Source organism: Pseudomonas sp. LBUM1653 (assembly GCF_059716115.1).
In genome coordinates this window covers 5,996,503-6,013,368 of record NZ_CP166803.1, presented here as the reverse complement: position 1 = coordinate 6,013,368, position 16,866 = coordinate 5,996,503, and the positions used below count along the sequence as shown (strand labels likewise).

The 16,866-nt window shown below is 61.8% G+C and carries 15 protein-coding genes; all 15 read left to right on the top strand.

Annotation, left to right across the window (positions count from 1 at the left end; translation table 11 throughout):
- Window positions 1–43 precede the first annotated feature (43 nt).
- The 15 genes from mraZ to ftsZ all read left to right on the top strand — a co-directional run bounded on the left by mraZ (window position 44) and on the right by ftsZ (window position 16,840).
- A complete protein-coding gene (gene mraZ, locus ACA054_RS27055; protein WP_033040298.1) occupies window positions 44–499 on the top strand; it encodes a division/cell wall cluster transcriptional repressor MraZ in 456 nt (151 codons plus the stop codon).
- Window positions 496–1,443: a 16S rRNA (cytosine(1402)-N(4))-methyltransferase RsmH gene (rsmH, locus tag ACA054_RS27050; RefSeq protein WP_497686952.1), complete on the top strand. Its 948-nt coding sequence runs from the start codon at window positions 496–498 to the stop codon at window positions 1,441–1,443. Before mraZ ends, rsmH begins: the two co-directional genes overlap by 4 nt.
- On the top strand, window positions 1,440–1,733 hold the full coding sequence (ftsL, locus tag ACA054_RS27045) for a cell division protein FtsL (RefSeq protein ID WP_497636504.1): 294 nt from the start codon (window positions 1,440–1,442) through the stop codon (window positions 1,731–1,733). The genes rsmH and ftsL overlap by 4 nt, the downstream gene beginning before the upstream one ends.
- The gene (locus tag ACA054_RS27040; RefSeq protein WP_497690380.1) at window positions 1,733–3,472 is read left to right on the top strand and encodes a peptidoglycan D,D-transpeptidase FtsI family protein; all 1,740 of its coding nucleotides are present in this window, start codon (window positions 1,733–1,735) and stop codon (window positions 3,470–3,472) included. Before ftsL ends, ACA054_RS27040 begins: the two co-directional genes overlap by 1 nt.
- On the top strand, window positions 3,472–4,935 hold the full coding sequence (locus tag ACA054_RS27035; protein ID WP_497686951.1) for a UDP-N-acetylmuramoyl-L-alanyl-D-glutamate--2,6-diaminopimelate ligase: 1,464 nt from the start codon (window positions 3,472–3,474) through the stop codon (window positions 4,933–4,935). Before ACA054_RS27040 ends, ACA054_RS27035 begins: the two co-directional genes overlap by 1 nt.
- Complete coding sequence (locus ACA054_RS27030; RefSeq protein ID WP_497686950.1) at window positions 4,928–6,295, top strand: UDP-N-acetylmuramoyl-tripeptide--D-alanyl-D-alanine ligase; 1,368 nt, start codon at window positions 4,928–4,930, stop codon at window positions 6,293–6,295. The genes ACA054_RS27035 and ACA054_RS27030 overlap by 8 nt, the downstream gene beginning before the upstream one ends.
- The gene (mraY, locus tag ACA054_RS27025) at window positions 6,295–7,377 is read left to right on the top strand and encodes a phospho-N-acetylmuramoyl-pentapeptide-transferase (RefSeq protein WP_497686949.1); all 1,083 of its coding nucleotides are present in this window, start codon (window positions 6,295–6,297) and stop codon (window positions 7,375–7,377) included. Before ACA054_RS27030 ends, mraY begins: the two co-directional genes overlap by 1 nt.
- Before the next feature lie 6 nt (window positions 7,378–7,383).
- Complete coding sequence (murD, locus tag ACA054_RS27020) at window positions 7,384–8,730, top strand: UDP-N-acetylmuramoyl-L-alanine--D-glutamate ligase (protein ID WP_497686948.1); 1,347 nt, start codon at window positions 7,384–7,386, stop codon at window positions 8,728–8,730.
- The gene (gene ftsW, locus ACA054_RS27015; protein WP_497686947.1) at window positions 8,727–9,944 is read left to right on the top strand and encodes a putative lipid II flippase FtsW; all 1,218 of its coding nucleotides are present in this window, start codon (window positions 8,727–8,729) and stop codon (window positions 9,942–9,944) included. Before murD ends, ftsW begins: the two co-directional genes overlap by 4 nt.
- Entirely contained in the window at window positions 9,934–11,004 is a 1,071-nt protein-coding gene (gene murG, locus ACA054_RS27010) for an undecaprenyldiphospho-muramoylpentapeptide beta-N-acetylglucosaminyltransferase (RefSeq protein ID WP_497686946.1), read from the top strand. Before ftsW ends, murG begins: the two co-directional genes overlap by 11 nt.
- Window positions 10,997–12,457, top strand: coding sequence for a UDP-N-acetylmuramate--L-alanine ligase (gene murC / locus ACA054_RS27005; protein ID WP_497686945.1), 1,461 nt, complete (start codon window positions 10,997–10,999; stop codon window positions 12,455–12,457). The genes murG and murC overlap by 8 nt, the downstream gene beginning before the upstream one ends.
- Entirely contained in the window at window positions 12,454–13,419 is a 966-nt protein-coding gene (locus ACA054_RS27000) for a D-alanine--D-alanine ligase (RefSeq protein ID WP_497686944.1), read from the top strand. Before murC ends, ACA054_RS27000 begins: the two co-directional genes overlap by 4 nt.
- Before the next feature lie 4 nt (window positions 13,420–13,423).
- Window positions 13,424–14,293 carry a cell division protein FtsQ/DivIB gene (locus ACA054_RS26995; protein WP_497686943.1) on the top strand — a complete coding sequence of 290 codons (870 nt, stop codon included), beginning with the start codon at window positions 13,424–13,426 and terminating at the stop codon, window positions 14,291–14,293.
- A 15-nt stretch (window positions 14,294–14,308) separates the two neighbouring features.
- Window positions 14,309–15,568 (top strand): cell division protein FtsA, encoded by a 1,260-nt coding sequence (gene ftsA / locus ACA054_RS26990; protein WP_034149519.1) that lies wholly within the window; start codon window positions 14,309–14,311, stop codon window positions 15,566–15,568.
- A gap of 78 nt (window positions 15,569–15,646) precedes the next feature.
- The gene (gene ftsZ / locus ACA054_RS26985) at window positions 15,647–16,840 is read left to right on the top strand and encodes a cell division protein FtsZ (RefSeq protein WP_110751612.1); all 1,194 of its coding nucleotides are present in this window, start codon (window positions 15,647–15,649) and stop codon (window positions 16,838–16,840) included.
- Window positions 16,841–16,866: the final 26 nt, after the last annotated feature.

Here is a 16,866-nt window from a genome sequence, read left to right as displayed (position 1 = left end):
GGTTTTTTGAGCTAAAAACGCTAGAATTTGGAGAAACGCTGACGTGTTTCGCGGAGCCAACGCTATCAGTCTTGATGCAAAGGGCCGTCTCGCCATGCCGAGCCGGTACCGCGACGAGCTGGTTTCGCGTAGTTCCGGGCAGTTAATCGTCACAATCGATGCCGTTGATCCGTGTTTGTGTGTTTACCCCCTCGATGAGTGGGAAATTATTGAAACCAAACTGCGCGCACTGCCTTCGCTTCACGAAGCGAACCGCCGTCTGCAACGTTTACTGATTGGTAATGCCGTCGACCTCGAGCTCGATGGCAGTGGTCGTTTTCTGGTTCCACCGCGTCTTCGTGAATATGCCAAGTTGGATAAGCGCGCGATGTTGGTAGGCCAACTCAACAAGTTCCAATTGTGGGACGAGGATGCCTGGGATGCGGTTGCTGCCGCTGACCTGGCTGCTATTCAAGAACCGGGCGCGATGCCTGACGAACTGCGTGAATTGATCCTGTGACTATAGATAGCGGCTTTAACCACATCACCGTACTGCTTGACGAAGCCGTGGAGGCTCTCGCCGTACGTCCTGATGGCTGCTATCTGGACGGCACGTTCGGACGCGGCGGACACAGCAGGTTGATCCTCAGCCAGCTCGGTCCCGATGGTCGGTTGCTCGGGTTCGACAAAGACCCTCAAGCGATTGCCACCGGGCAGACGCTAGCGGCCGAAGACGGCCGCTTTGTCGTTGTACAGCGTAGCTTTGCCGAGCTGGGTGCGGAAGTTGCCGCGCGCGACATGAACGGCAAGGTCAGCGGTGTGTTGCTGGACCTTGGCGTTTCTTCGCCACAGCTGGATGATCCTGAGCGCGGTTTCAGCTTCCTCAACGATGGTCCGCTGGACATGCGCATGGATCCATCCCGCGGGATCAGCGCTGCCGAATTCGTCAATACCGCGCCCGTGGAAGAAATCGCCCGGGTGTTCAAGGAATACGGCGAAGAGCGTTTTTCCGGGCGCATGGCCCGTGCCGTGGCCGAACGTCGCGATATCAAACCGTTCGAACGCACCGCCGATCTGGCTGAAGTCCTGAAAGTTGCGAATCCGGCCTGGGAAAAGGGCAAGAACCCGGCAACCCGTGCCTTCCAGGGCCTGCGCATTCACGTCAACAACGAACTGGGCGATTTGGAAGCCGGCCTCGAAGCGGCGCTGGAGAGCCTGGAAGTGGGCGGTCGCCTGGTGGTCATCAGCTTCCATTCGCTGGAAGATCGCATCGTCAAGCTGTTCATGCGCAAGCTGGTCAAAGGCGAAGCCGACAACCTGCCACGCAACCTGCCGGTTCGACACGTCGCATTCGAACCGAAAATCAAAATCCATGGCAAAGCACAGACGGCCTCCGACGCCGAGCTGAAGGCCAACCCACGTTCCCGTAGTGCTGTCATGCGTGTGGCGGAGAAGCTGCGGTGAGCAAGCTTTTCGCCAAGCCACTGCCCGGCGGAAGCTTTTTCATGCTGCTGTTGTTCGTTGGCGTGCTCGTGTCGGCTATTGGCGTGTCCTACAGCGCACACTGGAACCGCCAGTTGCTGAACGCGCTGTACGGCGAGTTGAGCGTGCGCGACAAGGCGCAGGCCGAATGGGGTCGCTTGATTCTTGAACAAAGCACCTGGACCGCCCATAGCCGTATCGAAGTGCTGGCCACCGAACAGCTGAAAATGCGCATTCCCGGCGCCGCCGAAGTGCAGATGGTGGCGCCATGATGAAACTCGAAGGCGCTCTTTTTCCATGGCGCTTCCGCCTGGTGCTGGGTCTGCTCGGTGTCATGGTGGCGGCGATCGCCTGGCGCATCATTGACCTGCAAGTGGTCGACCGTGCCTTCCTCAAAGGCCAGGGCGATGCGCGCAGCGTTCGGCATATTCCGATTCCGGCTCACCGTGGCCTGATCACCGACCGTAATGGCGAACCTTTGGCCGTCAGTACCCCGGTCACCACCCTGTGGGCCAATGCCAAGGAAATGCAACTGGCCAAGGAAAAGTGGCCAGCACTGGCTGCTGCGCTGGGGCAAGACCCCAAAGCCCTGGCCGAGCGCCTTGAGGCGCAAGCCAGCAAGGAATTCATTTATCTGGTGCGTGGGCTGACGCCTGAGCAAGGCCAGGCCGTACTCGACCTGAAAGTGCCGGGTGTCTACGGGATCGAAGAGTTCCGCCGTTTCTACCCGGCTGGTGAGGTCACCGCCCATATGGTCGGCTTTACCGACATCGATGACCACGGACGCGAAGGCGTCGAGCTTGCCTACGATGAATGGCTGGCCGGGGTCCCCGGCAAACGGCAGGTGATCAAGGACCGGCGCGGCCGGTTGATCAAGGATGTCCAAGTCACCAAAAACGCCAAGGCCGGAAAGCCCTTGGCGTTGTCCATTGACCTGCGCCTGCAATATCTGGCCAACCGCGAGTTGCGCAACGCGATCATCGAGAACGGCGCCAAGGCCGGCAGCCTGGTGATCATGGACGTGAAGACCGGCGAAATCCTCGCCATGGTCAACCAGCCGACCTACAACCCGAACAACCGCCGCAACCTGCAACCGGCGATGATGCGTAACCGCGCGATGATCGACGTGTTCGAACCGGGCTCGACCATGAAGGCGATCTCCATGAGCGCCGCCATCGAAACCGGGCGCTGGAAACCGAGCGACACTGTCGAGGTGTATCCGGGCTCCTTGCAGATTGGTAAATACACCATCAAGGACGTATCCAAGTCCGAAGGTCCGGTGCTCGACCTGGCCGGCATCCTGATCAACTCCAGTAACGTCGGCATGAGCAAGATCGCGTTCGATATCGGTGGCGAGACGATTTACCGTCTCGCACAGAAAGTCGGTCTCGGCCAGGATACCGGCCTCGGCTTCCCGGGCGAGCGTGTCGGCAACCTGCCGAACTACCGCGAATGGCGCAAGGCTGAAACCGCCACCCTGTCTTACGGCTACGGTGTTTCGGTGACGGCGATCCAGTTGGTCCACGCGTTCTCGGCGCTGGCCAACAACGGTCGCCTCGCGCCACTGACGCTGATCAAAACCGACAAGGCGCCGCAGACCACCCAGGTGCTGCCGGAAGCAGTCGCGAAAACCATGCAAGGCATGCTGCAGCAAGTGATCGAAGCGCCGCGCGGTGTATTCCGTGCGCAGGTGCCGGCCTATCACGTGGGCGGCAAGTCGGGTACTGCGCGTAAAACGTCGGTCGGCACCAAAGGTTATGCCGAGAATTCCTACCGCTCGCTGTTCGCCGGTTTCGGCCCGATGAGCGATCCGCGTTACGCCATCGTGGTGGTTATCGACGAACCGACCAAGGCCGGTTACTTCGGGGGCCTGGTGTCTGCGCCGGTGTTCAGCCGCGTGATGTCCGGCACCCTGCGTCTGATGAACGTCACCCCGGACAACCTGCCACCTACCCAACAAGCGAACGCAACGCCGGTCGTTCCACTGAAAGCCAATGGAGGGCGCGGCTGATGTCTTTGAGCCTGAACAAGATTTTCCCCCACGCCGGTCACGATCTGTTGATCCGTGAATTGGCGCTGGACAGTCGCAACGTACGCGCGGGTGACTTGTTCCTCGCGGTGCCGGGCGGCAAATTCGATGGCCGTGCGCACATTGCCGATGCGCTTGCGCGCGGCGCTGCGGCCGTGGCTTATGAAGTAGAAGGCGCCACAGTGCTGCCGATCACTGAAGTGCCGCTGATTCCGGTCAAGGGGCTGGCAGCGCAATTGTCGGACATCGCCGGGCGCTTTTATGGCGAGCCGAGCCATCACCTGAAACTGGTGGGCGTGACCGGCACCAACGGCAAGACCAGCGTGACCCAACTGGTGGCCCAGGCGCTGGATCTGCTTGGCCAGCACTGCGGCATTGTCGGCACCCTCGGCTGCGGTTTCCATGGCGCGCTGGAAAGCGGCCTGCACACCACGCCGAACCCGATTGCGGTGCAAGCGACCTTGGGCGACCTGAAAAAGGCCGGGGCCAAGGCGGTTGCCATGGAAGTCTCGTCCCATGGTCTGGATCAGGGCCGGGTCACCGCGCTGGCATTCGATGTGGCCGTGATGACCAACCTGTCCCGCGACCACCTGGATTACCACGGCACCATGCAGGCCTATGGCGAAACCAAGGCGCGGCTGTTTGCCTGGGACGATCTGAAATGCCGGGTGGTCAACCTCGACGACGAGTTCGGCCGGCAACTGGCCGCTGACAAACGCGAATCTCGGCTGATCACATATAGCCTGCTCGACAGCAGCGCTTACCTCTATTGCCGCCAGGCGCAGTTCGACGACGAAGGCGTGCGTGCCACGCTGGTCACGCCCCAGGGCGAACACCATCTGCGCAGCACGTTGCTAGGTCGTTTCAACCTGAGCAACGTGTTGGCGGCGGTTGGCGCCTTGCTCGGTCTGGATTACGCACTGGATGAAATTCTCAAGGTGCTGCCGAAACTCGAAGGCCCGGCCGGGCGCATGCAGCGCCTGGGTGGAGGCACCCAACCGTTGGTGGTGGTCGATTACGCCCACACCCCGGATGCACTGGAAAAAGTCCTGACAGCCCTGCGCCCTCACGTCAAAGGTCGGCTGCTGTGCCTGTTCGGCTGTGGCGGCGACCGCGATCGGGGCAAGCGTCCGCTGATGGCCGAAGTGGTCGAGCGTCTGGCCGATGGCGTGCTGGTCACCGACGACAACCCGCGCACTGAAGACCCGTCAGTGATTTTCGACGACATCCGTGCCGGCTTCACCGCTGTGGATAAAGTGACTTTCGTTGCCGGCCGTGGCCAGGCGATTGCCCAGTTGATCGCCGGTGCGTCGGCGGATGACGTGATTGTCCTGGCCGGTAAAGGTCATGAGGACTATCAGGAAATCAACGGCGAGCGCCATGCCTTTTCCGATCTGGTCGAGGCCGATCATGCCTTGACTGCGTGGGAGGTGGCCCATGCTTAAAGCCTTGAAACTGAGCGAACTGACCGGCGCGCTGAATGCACGGTTGATCGCCGCTGATGCGAGCTTCGACGGTGTCAGCATCGACAGTCGCGCGATCAAGCCGGGCCAGCTGTTCATTGCCTTGGCCGGTCCACGCTTCGATGGCCATGACTACCTCAATGAAGTCGCGGCCAAAGGTGCCGTGGCAGCCCTGGTCGAGCGCGAAGTGGCCGACAGCACGCTGCCGCAATTGCTGGTGGCCGATACCCGCCAGGCCTTGGGGCAACTGGGCGCGCTGAATCGTGCGGCGTTCACCCATCCGGTCGCCGCCATCACCGGCTCCAGCGGCAAGACCACGGTCAAGGAAATGCTCGCGAGCATCCTGCGTACCCGCGGTCCGGTGCTGGCCACCCGTGGCAACCTGAACAACGACCTCGGCGTGCCGCTGACCCTGCTCGAACTGGCGCCGGAACACACCGCCGCCGTGATCGAACTCGGCGCTTCGCGCCTGGGTGAAATTGCCTACACCGTGGGCATGACCAAACCCCATGTGGCCATTCTCAACAATGCCGGGACCGCCCACGTTGGCGAGTTTGGCGGGCCGGAAAAAATCGTCGAAGCCAAGGGCGAGATCATTGAAGGGCTGGGCGCCGATGGTGTCGCCGTTCTCAACCTGGACGACAAGGCTTTTGACATCTGGAAGACCCGTGCCGGCGAGCGCAAGGTTCTGACATTCGCCCTGAGCAATGTCAGCGCTGATTTTTATGCCAGCGATCTGGACCGCGACGCTCGCGGTTGCCCGGCGTTCAACCTGCACACGCCGGAAGGTGTGGAGCGCGTTCAACTGAACCTGCTCGGCACCCATAACGTCGCCAACGCCATGGCCGCTGCGGCTGCCGCCCATGCCCTGGGTGTGTCGCTGTTCGGCATCGCCACCGGCCTCGGTGCGGTGCAACCGGTCAAGGGTCGCACTGTCGCGCAATTGGCCAGCAATGGCATGCGCGTGATCGATGACACTTATAACGCGAACCCCACCTCCATGTGCGCTGCCGTTGATATACTGGCCGGCTTTTCCGGTCGCACCGTTCTGGTGCTCGGGGATATCGGCGAGTTGGGCGACTGGGCACAGCAGGGGCACCGCGACGTGGGCGAGTACGCCCGTGGCAAGGTTTCTGCGCTGTACGCCGTCGGGCCGATGATGGTTCACGCCGTCAACGCCTTCGGACCACAAGCCTTTCACTTCAGCACGCAGGCTGAACTGATCAAGGCCCTTGGGGCCGAGCAAGACACAAACACCACCATTTTGATCAAGGGCTCGCGCAGCGCTGCGATGGAAAACATCGTTGCCGCTTTGTGTGGGACCAGTCCGGAGAAACATTAATGCTGCTGCTGCTAGCGGAGTATCTGCAACAGTTCTACAAAGGCTTCGCGGTCTTCCAGTACCTGACCCTGCGCGGGATTCTCGGTGTACTGACCGCGCTGGTCTTGTCGCTGTGTTATGGCCCGTGGATGATCCGCACCCTGCAGAACCGTCAGATCGGCCAGTCCGTTCGCAACGACGGTCCACAATCGCACCTGTCCAAGTCCGGCACCCCGACCATGGGCGGCGCGCTGATTCTGTCGTCGATCGGTGTCAGCACCCTGCTGTGGGCTGACCTGACCAACCGTTATGTCTGGGTCGTTCTGTTGGTGACCCTGTTGTTCGGGGCCATTGGCTGGGTCGACGACTACCGCAAAGTGATCGAGAAAAACTCCCGTGGCTTGCCGAGTCGCTGGAAATATTTCTGGCAGTCGGTGTTCGGCCTGGGCGCGGCGATCTTTCTTTACATGACCGCGGCGACGCCGGTTGAAACCACGCTGATCCTGCCGATGCTCAAGGATCACAGCATTGCCCTGGGTGCAGGTTTCGTCGTCCTGACCTATTTCGTGATTGTCGGTTCGAGCAACGCGGTCAACCTGACCGATGGCCTCGACGGCCTGGCGATCATGCCGACCGTGATGGTTGGTGGTGGCCTGGGGATCTTCTGCTACCTGTCGGGTAACGTGAAATTCGCCGAATACCTGCTCATCCCTTACGTGCCGGGCGCGGGCGAGCTGATCGTGTTCTGCGGCGCATTGATTGGTGCGGGCCTCGGGTTCCTGTGGTTCAACACTTACCCTGCGCAGGTTTTCATGGGTGACGTCGGCGCGCTGGCGCTGGGCGCGGCCCTGGGCACCATCGCGGTGATCGTCCGTCAGGAAATCGTCCTGTTCATCATGGGCGGCGTGTTCGTGATGGAAACCCTGTCAGTCGTCATTCAGGTTGCTTCCTTTAAGCTGACCGGTCGCCGTGTGTTCCGCATGGCACCGATTCACCACCACTTTGAACTCAAGGGCTGGCCCGAGCCACGCGTGATTGTCCGCTTCTGGATCATCACCGTGATTCTCGTGCTGATCGGTCTTGCCACCCTGAAACTGAGGTAATAACTCGTGTCCCTGATCGCGTCTGACCACTTCCGCATCATTGTCGGCCTCGGCAAGAGCGGCATGTCCCTGGTTCGCTTCCTGGCGAACCGGGGCGTGGCGTTTGCGGTGGCCGATACGCGGGAAAACCCACCGGAACTGGCCACGCTCAAGCGTGACTACCCGCAGGTGGAAGTGCGTTGTGGCGAGCTGGACGTCGAGTTCCTGTGCCGTGCCGACGAGCTCTATGTGAGCCCCGGCCTGGCACTGGCGACCCCGGCCCTGCAGGCCGCCGCTGCCCGTGGCGTGAAATTGTCCGGTGACATCGAGCTGTTCGCGCGTAACGCGAAGGCGCCGATCGTGGCCATCAGCGGTTCCAACGCGAAAAGCACCGTGACCACCCTGGTCGGCGAGATGGCGGCTGCGGCGGGCAAGCGAGTGGCCGTCGGCGGCAACCTGGGTACGCCAGCACTGGACTTGCTCAGCGACGACGTCGAGCTGTACGTGATGGAGTTGTCGAGTTTCCAGCTTGAAACCACCGATCAACTCAACGCCGAAGTGGCGACCGTGCTCAACATCAGCGAAGACCACATGGACCGCTACAGCGGCCTGCCGGCCTATCACCTGGCCAAGCACCGGATTTTCCGTGGTGCACGGCAGTTCGTGGTCAACCGCCAGGATGCCCTGAGCCGGCCGCTGATGGGTGAGGGCCAGCCGTGCTGGACCTTCGGCCTGAACAAGCCTGACTTCAAGGCATTCGGTATCCGCGAAGAAGACGGTGAGAAGTACCTGGCCTTCGAATTCCAGAACCTGATGCCAGTGCGCGAACTGAAAGTTCGCGGCGCCCATAACCAATCCAACGCCTTGGCGGCATTGGCACTCGGTCACGCCGTCGGCTTGCCGTTCGACGCCATGCTGTCGGCCCTGCGCACCTTCGCCGGGCTCGAGCATCGTTGCCAATGGGTGCGTGAGCTGGATGGCGTGGGTTATTACAACGACTCCAAAGCCACCAACGTGGGCGCCGCACTGGCGGCCATCGAAGGCCTGGGTGCGGACATCGACGGCAAGGTCGTGCTGATCGCCGGCGGCGACGGCAAGGGCGCCGAATTCAAGGACCTGCGCGATCCGGTGGCGGCCAACTGCCGCGCCGTGATCCTCATGGGTCGCGACTCCGACAAGATCGGCCAGGCCATTGGCGATGCCGTTCCACTGATTCGTGCAGGCTCCCTGGTCGAGGCTGTCGAGCAATGCCGCGCCGCTGCGCAGCCAGGCGACGTGGTGCTGCTGTCGCCGGCGTGCGCCAGTTTCGACATGTTCAAGAACTACGAAGACCGTGGTCACCAGTTCGTCCAAGCAGTGGAGGAACTGGCATGAGTCTTCGAGGCATCATCAAGCCGTACCCATCGCCGCTCATCACCGGGCGCGGTATCGACCTCGACTTCCCGATGCTCGCCGGTTGCCTGACGCTGCTCGGCCTGGGGCTGGTCATGATTGCATCGGCCTCCACCGAAGTGGCGGCGGTCCAGTCGGGCAGCGCCCTGTATTACATGATTCGCCACCTTATCTACGCGGTGTTGGGCCTGGGTGCCTGCATCGTCACCATGATGATTCCGATCGCCACCTGGCAACGCCTGGGCTGGTTGATGCTGCTGGGTGCCTTCGGTTTGCTGGTGATGGTGATCATTCCGGGGATCGGCCGCGAGGTGAACGGTTCGATGCGCTGGATCGGCTTCAGTTTTTTCAACGTCCAGCCTTCCGAGATCGCCAAGGTGTTCGTGGTGATCTACCTCGCCGGTTATCTGGTGCGTCGCCAGAAAGAAGTGCGTGAAAGCTGGATGGGTTTCTTCAAGCCATTCATCGTGCTGCTGCCGATGGCGGGCCTGTTGCTGATGGAGCCGGACTTCGGTGCCACCGTCGTGATGATGGGTGCTGCGGCGGCGATGCTGTTCCTCGGCGGGGTCGGGCTGTTCCGCTTTTCCTTGATGGTTGTGCTGGCTGTCGGCGCGGTGGTGTTGTTGATCCAGATGCAGCCCTATCGAATGGCGCGTCTGACCAACTTTGCCGACCCGTGGGCTGACCAGTTCGGCGCCGGCTATCAATTGTCTCAGGCATTGATCGCTTTCGGTCGCGGCGAATGGCTGGGCGTTGGCCTGGGTAACAGTGTGCAGAAACAGTTCTACCTGCCGGAAGCCCACACGGACTTCGTGTTCTCGGTCCTGGCCGAAGAGCTGGGTGCCGTGGGTTCGCTGTGTACGGTGGCGCTGTTCGTCTTCGTCTGTATTCGCGGCATGTACATCGGCTTGTGGGCCGAGAAAGCCAAGCAGTTCTTCGCCGCCTATGTCGCCTACGGTTTGTCATTCCTGTGGATCGGTCAGTTCCTGATCAACATCGGCGTGAACGTCGGCCTGCTGCCGACCAAGGGCCTGACGCTTCCGTTCCTCAGCTATGGCGGCAGTTCGTTGGTGATCTGCTGTGCCTGTCTCGGCTTGTTGCTGCGCATCGAGTGGGAGAGTCGAACCCACCTGGGCAGCGAAGAGATGGAGTTCCATGAGAGCGACTTCGCCGAGGAGCCGAACCATGGGCGCTAATGTGTTGATCATGGCTGGCGGCACGGGGGGGCATGTGTTCCCGGCGCTGGCCTGTGCCCGCGAATTCCAGTCCCGCGGTTACACCGTGCACTGGCTCGGCACGCCGCGGGGTATCGAGAACGAGCTGGTTCCGGCGGCCGGTATCGAACTGCATCGGATCAACGCCAGCGGTTTGCGTGGCAAGGGCAAGTTGTCCCTGCTCAAGGCGCCGTTCATGTTGCTCAAATCGGTCTGGCAGGCGCGGGCGATCATTCGTCGTTTGCAGCCGGCTTGCGTGGTGGGCTTTGGTGGTTATGTGACCGGTCCAGGCGGTGTCGCAGCCAAACTGGCCGGAGTGCCGGTGATCGTTCACGAACAGAACGCCGTGGCCGGTACCGCCAATCGGTTGCTGGTGCCGTTGGCCGCCCGAGTCTGTGAAGCGTTCCCCGACACCTTTACCCTGTCGAGCAGCCGACGGACCACCGGTAACCCGGTGCGCACCGAGCTGTTCCTCGAAACACCGCGGACCGCCCTGGCGGGTCGCAAGGCGCGTTTGCTGATCCTGGGCGGTAGCCTGGGCGCAGAGCCGTTGAACAAGTTGCTGCCTGAAGCCCTGTCGCAAGTCGCCGTCGACTTGCGTCCGGAAGTGTTCCATCAGGCCGGCAAAAACCACGATGAAGTGACTGCAGAGCGCTATCGCGCGGCTGGCGTAGAGGCGCAGGTGCAGCCTTTCATCAAAGACATGGCCCAAGCCTATGGCTGGGCCGACCTGGTGGTATGTCGCGCAGGTGCGCTGACCATCAGTGAACTGGCTGCCGCCGGTCTGCCCTCGATGCTGGTGCCGTTGCCCCACGCGATCGACGATCACCAGACCCGCAACGCCGATTATTTGGCCCGTGAAGGCGCAGCCTTCCTGATGCCGCAAAGAACGACCGGTGCAGCGGATCTTGCCGCGCGCCTGACAGAGGTCCTGATGCAACCACAACGACTCAACGAGATGGCCACTGCGGCCCGCCGCCTGGCCAAACCCGATGCCACCCGTAACGTGGTCGATACCTGCCTGGAGGTGGCCCATGGTTGAGAATCAGAAAGCCATGCCGCAACCGGAAATGCGCCGCATCCGTCGCATCCACTTCGTCGGTATCGGCGGCGTGGGCATGTGCGGGATTGCCGAGGTGCTGTTGAACCTGGGCTACGAAGTGTCCGGTTCCGACCTCAAGGCTTCTCCGGTCACCGAGCGCCTGGAATCTTTCGGCGCGCAGATTTTCATCGGTCACCGCGCCGAGAACGCTGCCGCTGCCGACGTGCTGGTGGTGTCCAGTGCCGTGAACACTTCCAACCCGGAAGTCGCCACCGCGCTGGAACGTCGTATTCCGGTCGTGCCACGGGCAGAAATGTTGGCTGAGCTGATGCGTTATCGCCACGGCATCGCCGTTGCCGGTACCCACGGCAAAACCACCACCACCAGCCTGATCGCCTCGGTGTTCGCCGCCGGTGGCCTGGACCCGACGTTCGTCATCGGTGGCCGCCTGAATGCCGCGGGCACCAATGCCCAGCTCGGCACCAGCCGCTACCTGATCGCCGAAGCCGACGAAAGCGACGCCAGCTTCCTGCACTTGCAGCCGCTGGTGGCCGTGGTCACCAACATCGACGCCGACCACATGGCGACCTACGGCGGTGACTTCAACAAACTGAAGAAAACCTTCGTCGAGTTCCTCCACAACCTGCCGTTCTATGGCCTGGCGGTGGTGTGCCTGGACGATCCGGTGGTGCGTGAAATCCTCCCGCAGGTCAAGCGTCCGACCGTCACCTACGGCTTCGGCGAAGACTGCGACGTGCGTGCCATCAATGTGCGCCAGCAAGGCATGCAGACGTTCTTTACCGTGCTGCGCCCCGACCGCGAGCCACTGGACGTGTCGGTGAACATGCCGGGCAACCACAACGTATTGAACGCCCTGGCAACTATCTGCATTGCCACCGACGAGGGCGTCAGCGATGAGGCCATCGTCCAGGGCCTGTCCGGGTTCCAGGGTGTGGGCCGACGCTTCCAGGTCTACGGCGAACTGCCGGTGGACGGTGGCCAGGTGATGCTGGTGGACGACTACGGTCACCACCCGACCGAAGTCGCCGCGGTGATCAAGGCCGTGCGCGGTGGCTGGCCGGAGCGTCGCCTGGTGATGGTCTACCAGCCGCACCGTTACAGCCGTACCCGCGACCTGTACGACGACTTCGTCAATGTACTGGCCGACGCCAACGTCCTGCTGCTGATGGAAGTCTATCCGGCCGGTGAAGAACCGATCCCCGGCGCCGACAGCCGCAAGCTGTGCAACAGCATCCGCCAGCGCGGCCAGCTCGACCCGATCTACATCGAGCGCGGTGTCGACCTCGCGCCGCTGGTCAAGCCGCTGTTGCGTGCCGGCGACATCCTGCTGTGCCAGGGCGCCGGTGATATCGGCGGTCTCGCACCGAAACTGTTGAAGAGTGAGTTGTTCGCCGGTGCCGTTGTCGCACCGGTCAAGGGGAAGTTGAAATGACTGCTGCGTACGCCAACCTCGTCAGCACCGTCGCGCCGAAAGACTTCGGCCGCGTCGCCGTGCTGTTCGGCGGCAAGAGTGCCGAGCGCGAAGTGTCCCTGAAGTCCGGCAACGCCGTTCTCGATGCGCTGCAAAGCGCAGGCGTGGACGCGTTCGGCCTCGACGTCGGCGATGACCTGCTGCAGCGTCTGCTGGACGAAAAGATCGACCGCGCCTTCATCATCCTCCACGGTCGTGGCGGTGAAGACGGCAGCATGCAGGGCCTGCTCGAGTGCCTGGGGATTCCCTACACCGGCAGCGGCATCCTCGCCTCGGCGCTGGCCATGGACAAGCTGCGCACCAAGCAGGTCTGGCACAGCCTGGGCATTCCTACGCCACGTCATGCGGTGCTGAGCAGCGAAGCCGATTGTATTTCGGCGGCGACGGAACTGGGCTTCCCTTTGATCGTCAAACCGGCCCATGAAGGTTCAAGTATCGGGATGGCCAAAGTGAGTTCCGCGTCTGAATTGATCGACGCCTGGAAAGCGGCCAGTACCTACGATTCGCAAGTGTTGGTCGAGCAATGGATTCAAGGTCCGGAGTTCACCATCGCCACCCTGCGTGACCAGGTGTTGCCTCCAATCGCCCTGGGCACGACGCACAGTTTCTACGACTACGACGCCAAGTACATCGCCAACGATACCCAGTACCGCATTCCGTGCGGCCTGGACAGCGCCAAGGAAAAGGAACTCATGGACCTCACGGCGAAAGCCTGTGAAGCGTTGGGTATCGCCGGTTGGGGCAGGGCGGACGTGATGCAGGACGCCGAAGGGCAGTTCTGGTTCCTGGAAGTCAACACAACACCGGGCATGACCGATCACAGCCTGGTGCCGATGGCGGCCCGTGCTGCCGGTCTGGATTTCCAGCAATTGGTTCTGGCCATTCTGGCCGAGAGCTTCGGCAAGCAAGAGCCGCGAGGTTAAGACCATGCAAGGCGCACAGCTTCGTCATCAGCCTACCGCACCGACCGGCCGCAAGCCGGTGCCGCGGGGTGCCAGCCGAATGGTGGCCAAAGAGCCGATGTCCGCGCGCCTGCCGAAAGCCAACTTCGGTTTTCTCAAAGCCCTGTTCTGGCCAGTGCTGCTGGTCGCGTTGGGGTTCGGTACTTACGAAGGTGCGCAGCGGCTGCTGCCGTATGCGGACCGGCCGATCACCAAGATCAACGTGCAGGGCGACCTGAGCTACATCAGCCAGCAGGCAGTGCAGCAGCGAATCGCCCCATACGTGGCGTCGAGCTTCTTCACCATCGACCTGGCGAGCATGCGCACCGAGCTTGAAACGATGCCATGGATTGCTCATGCCGAAGTGCGCAGGGTGTGGCCGGATCAGGTGGTGATTCGCCTGGAGGAACAACTGCCGGTGGCCCGTTGGGGCGAAGAATCGCTGCTGAACAACCAGGGGCAGGCCTTTACCCCGCGCGAGCTGGCCAATTACGAACACTTGCCGCAGTTGTTCGGTCCACAGCGGGCCCAACAGCAAGTGATGCAGCAATACCAGGTACTGAGCCAGTTGCTCAGGCCTTTGGGCTTCTCGATTGCGCGCCTGGAGTTGCGTGAGCGAGGCAGCTGGTTCCTGACGACCGGACCTGGCAGTGCCGGGCCCGGGATCGAGCTGCTGCTGGGACGCGGCAACCTGGTGGAAAAGATGCGCCGTTTCATTGCCATCTATGACAAGACGCTCAAAGAGCAGATTACGAACATTGCGCGCATCGATCTGCGCTACGCCAACGGCCTCGCTGTTGGCTGGCGGGAACCAGTAGCGCCGACGATAGCCCAACCGGCTGTCGCGAAGAATTAAGAGAGGCAGGACCCCATGGCAAACGTGCAAAGCGGCAAAATGATCGTCGGTCTCGATATCGGCACCTCCAAGGTGGTCGCGCTGGTCGGCGAGGTCGCGGACGACGGCACGCTGGAAATCGTCGGGATCGGCACCCATCCATCCCGCGGCCTGAAGAAGGGCGTGGTGGTGAACATCGAGTCCACCGTGCAGTCGATCCAGCGCGCCATCGAAGAAGCGCAGCTGATGGCCGGTTGCCGCATCCACTCGGCGTTTGTCGGTGTGGCTGGCAATCATATCCGCAGCCTGAACTCCCACGGCATCGTGGCGATTCGTGATCGCGAAGTCAGCTCCGCCGACCTTGAGCGAGTGCTCGACGCTGCCCAGGCCGTGGCGATCCCGGCTGACCAGCGGGTGCTGCACACCTTGCCGCAGGATTACGTGATCGATAACCAGGAAGGCGTCCGCGAGCCCCTGGGCATGTCCGGTGTGCGCCTGGAAGCCAAGGTCCATGTGGTCACCTGCGCCGTCAACGCCGCACAGAACATTGAAAAATGCGTGCGTCGCTGCGGCCTGGAAATCGATGACATCATTCTCGAGCAACTGGCTTCGGCTTATTCGGTCCTGACCGACGACGAGAAAGAACTGGGTGTGTGCCTGGTGGACATCGGTGGCGGTACCACCGACATCGCGATCTTCACCGAAGGCGCGATCCGCCACACCGCGGTGATCCCGATCGCGGGCGACCAGGTGACCAACGACATCGCCATGGCGTTGCGCACCCCGACCCAGTACGCCGAAGAAATCAAGATCCGCTACGCCTGTGCCCTGGCCAAACTGGCGGGCGCCGGTGAAACCATCAAGGTCCCGAGCGTCGGCGACCGTCCGCCGCGCGAGCTGTCCCGTCAGGCCCTGGCCGAAGTGGTCGAGCCGCGTTACGACGAGCTGTTCACGCTGATCCAGGCCGAGCTGCGTCGCAGTGGCTACGAAGACCTGATCCCGGCCGGCATCGTGCTGACCGGCGGTACGGCGAAGATGGAAGGCGCTACCGAACTGGCCGAGGAAATCTTCCACATGCCAGTGCGCCTGGGCGTGCCTCACGGCGTGAAAGGTCTGGATGACGTGGTGCGCAACCCGATTTATTCCACTGGCGTTGGCCTGTTGATGTACGGCCTGCAGAAGCAATCCGACGGCATCTCGTTCTCGGGTATCGGCAGCCGCGACAGCTACAGCAACGAAGAACCCAAAGGCGCCTTGCTCGATCGTATCAAGAGCTGGGTCCAGGGAAATTTCTAAGATTTACCGCAACACCGCAACACCGTTGTAGATACAGGCAGTAGGCGAAAAAACTAGAGAACGTAAAGGAGAGGGAAAATGTTCGAACTCGTAGACAACATCCCCGCAAGCCCGGTAATTAAAGTTATCGGTGTAGGCGGTGGCGGCGGCAACGCCGTGAATCACATGGTCAAGAGCAACATTGAAGGCGTTGAATTCATCTGCGCCAACACTGATGCCCAGGCGCTCAAGAGCATTGGCGCGCGGACCATCCTGCAACTGGGTACCGGCGTGACCAAAGGTCTGGGCGCCGGCGCCAACCCTGAAGTAGGTCGTCAGGCCGCTCTCGAAGATCGTGAGCGCATTGCCGAAGTCCTGCAGGGCACCAACATGGTGTTCATCACCACAGGCATGGGCGGTGGTACCGGTACCGGTGCTGCGCCGATCATTGCCGAAGTGGCCAAGGAAATGGGGATTCTCACCGTTGCGGTGGTGACCCGTCCGTTCCCGTTCGAAGGCCGCAAGCGCATGCAGATCGCCGATGAAGGCATCCGCCTGCTGTCGGAAAGCGTCGACTCGCTGATCACCATTCCCAACGAGAAGCTGCTGACCATCCTCGGTAAAGACGCCAGCCTGCTGTCGGCTTTTGCCAAGGCTGACGATGTACTGGCCGGTGCCGTTCGCGGTATCTCCGACATCATCAAGCGCCCGGGCATGATCAACGTCGACTTTGCCGACGTACGTACCGTGATGAGCGAAATGGGCATGGCGATGATGGGCACTGGCTGCGCCAGCGGTCCGAACCGTGCACGCGAGGCCACCGAAGCGGCCATTCGCAACCCGTTGCTCGAAGACGTGAACCTGCAAGGTGCACGCGGCATCCTGGTGAACATCACCGCCGGTCCTGACCTGTCCCTGGGTGAGTACTCCGACGTGGGTAGCATCATCGAAGCCTTCGCTTCCGAGCACGCCATGGTCAAGGTTGGTACCGTTATCGATCCGGACATGCGCGACGAGCTGCACGTGACTGTCGTTGCTACCGGTTTAGGCGCTAAAATCGAGAAGCCGGTGAAGATCATCGACAATACCGTTCACACGTCGATGGCTTCCCAGCCGCAACAACAGGCCCCTGTTCGTCAGGAAGCTCCAGCGGTGAACTACCGTGACCTGGACCGTCCGACCGTCATGCGCAACCAGGCTCAGGCCGGTGCTGCGGCTGCCGCGAAGATGAATCCGCAAGATGATCTGGACTACCTGGACATCCCGGCCTTCCTGCGTCGTCAGGCCGATTGATGAAATGTATCAGGGCTATGAAGTTG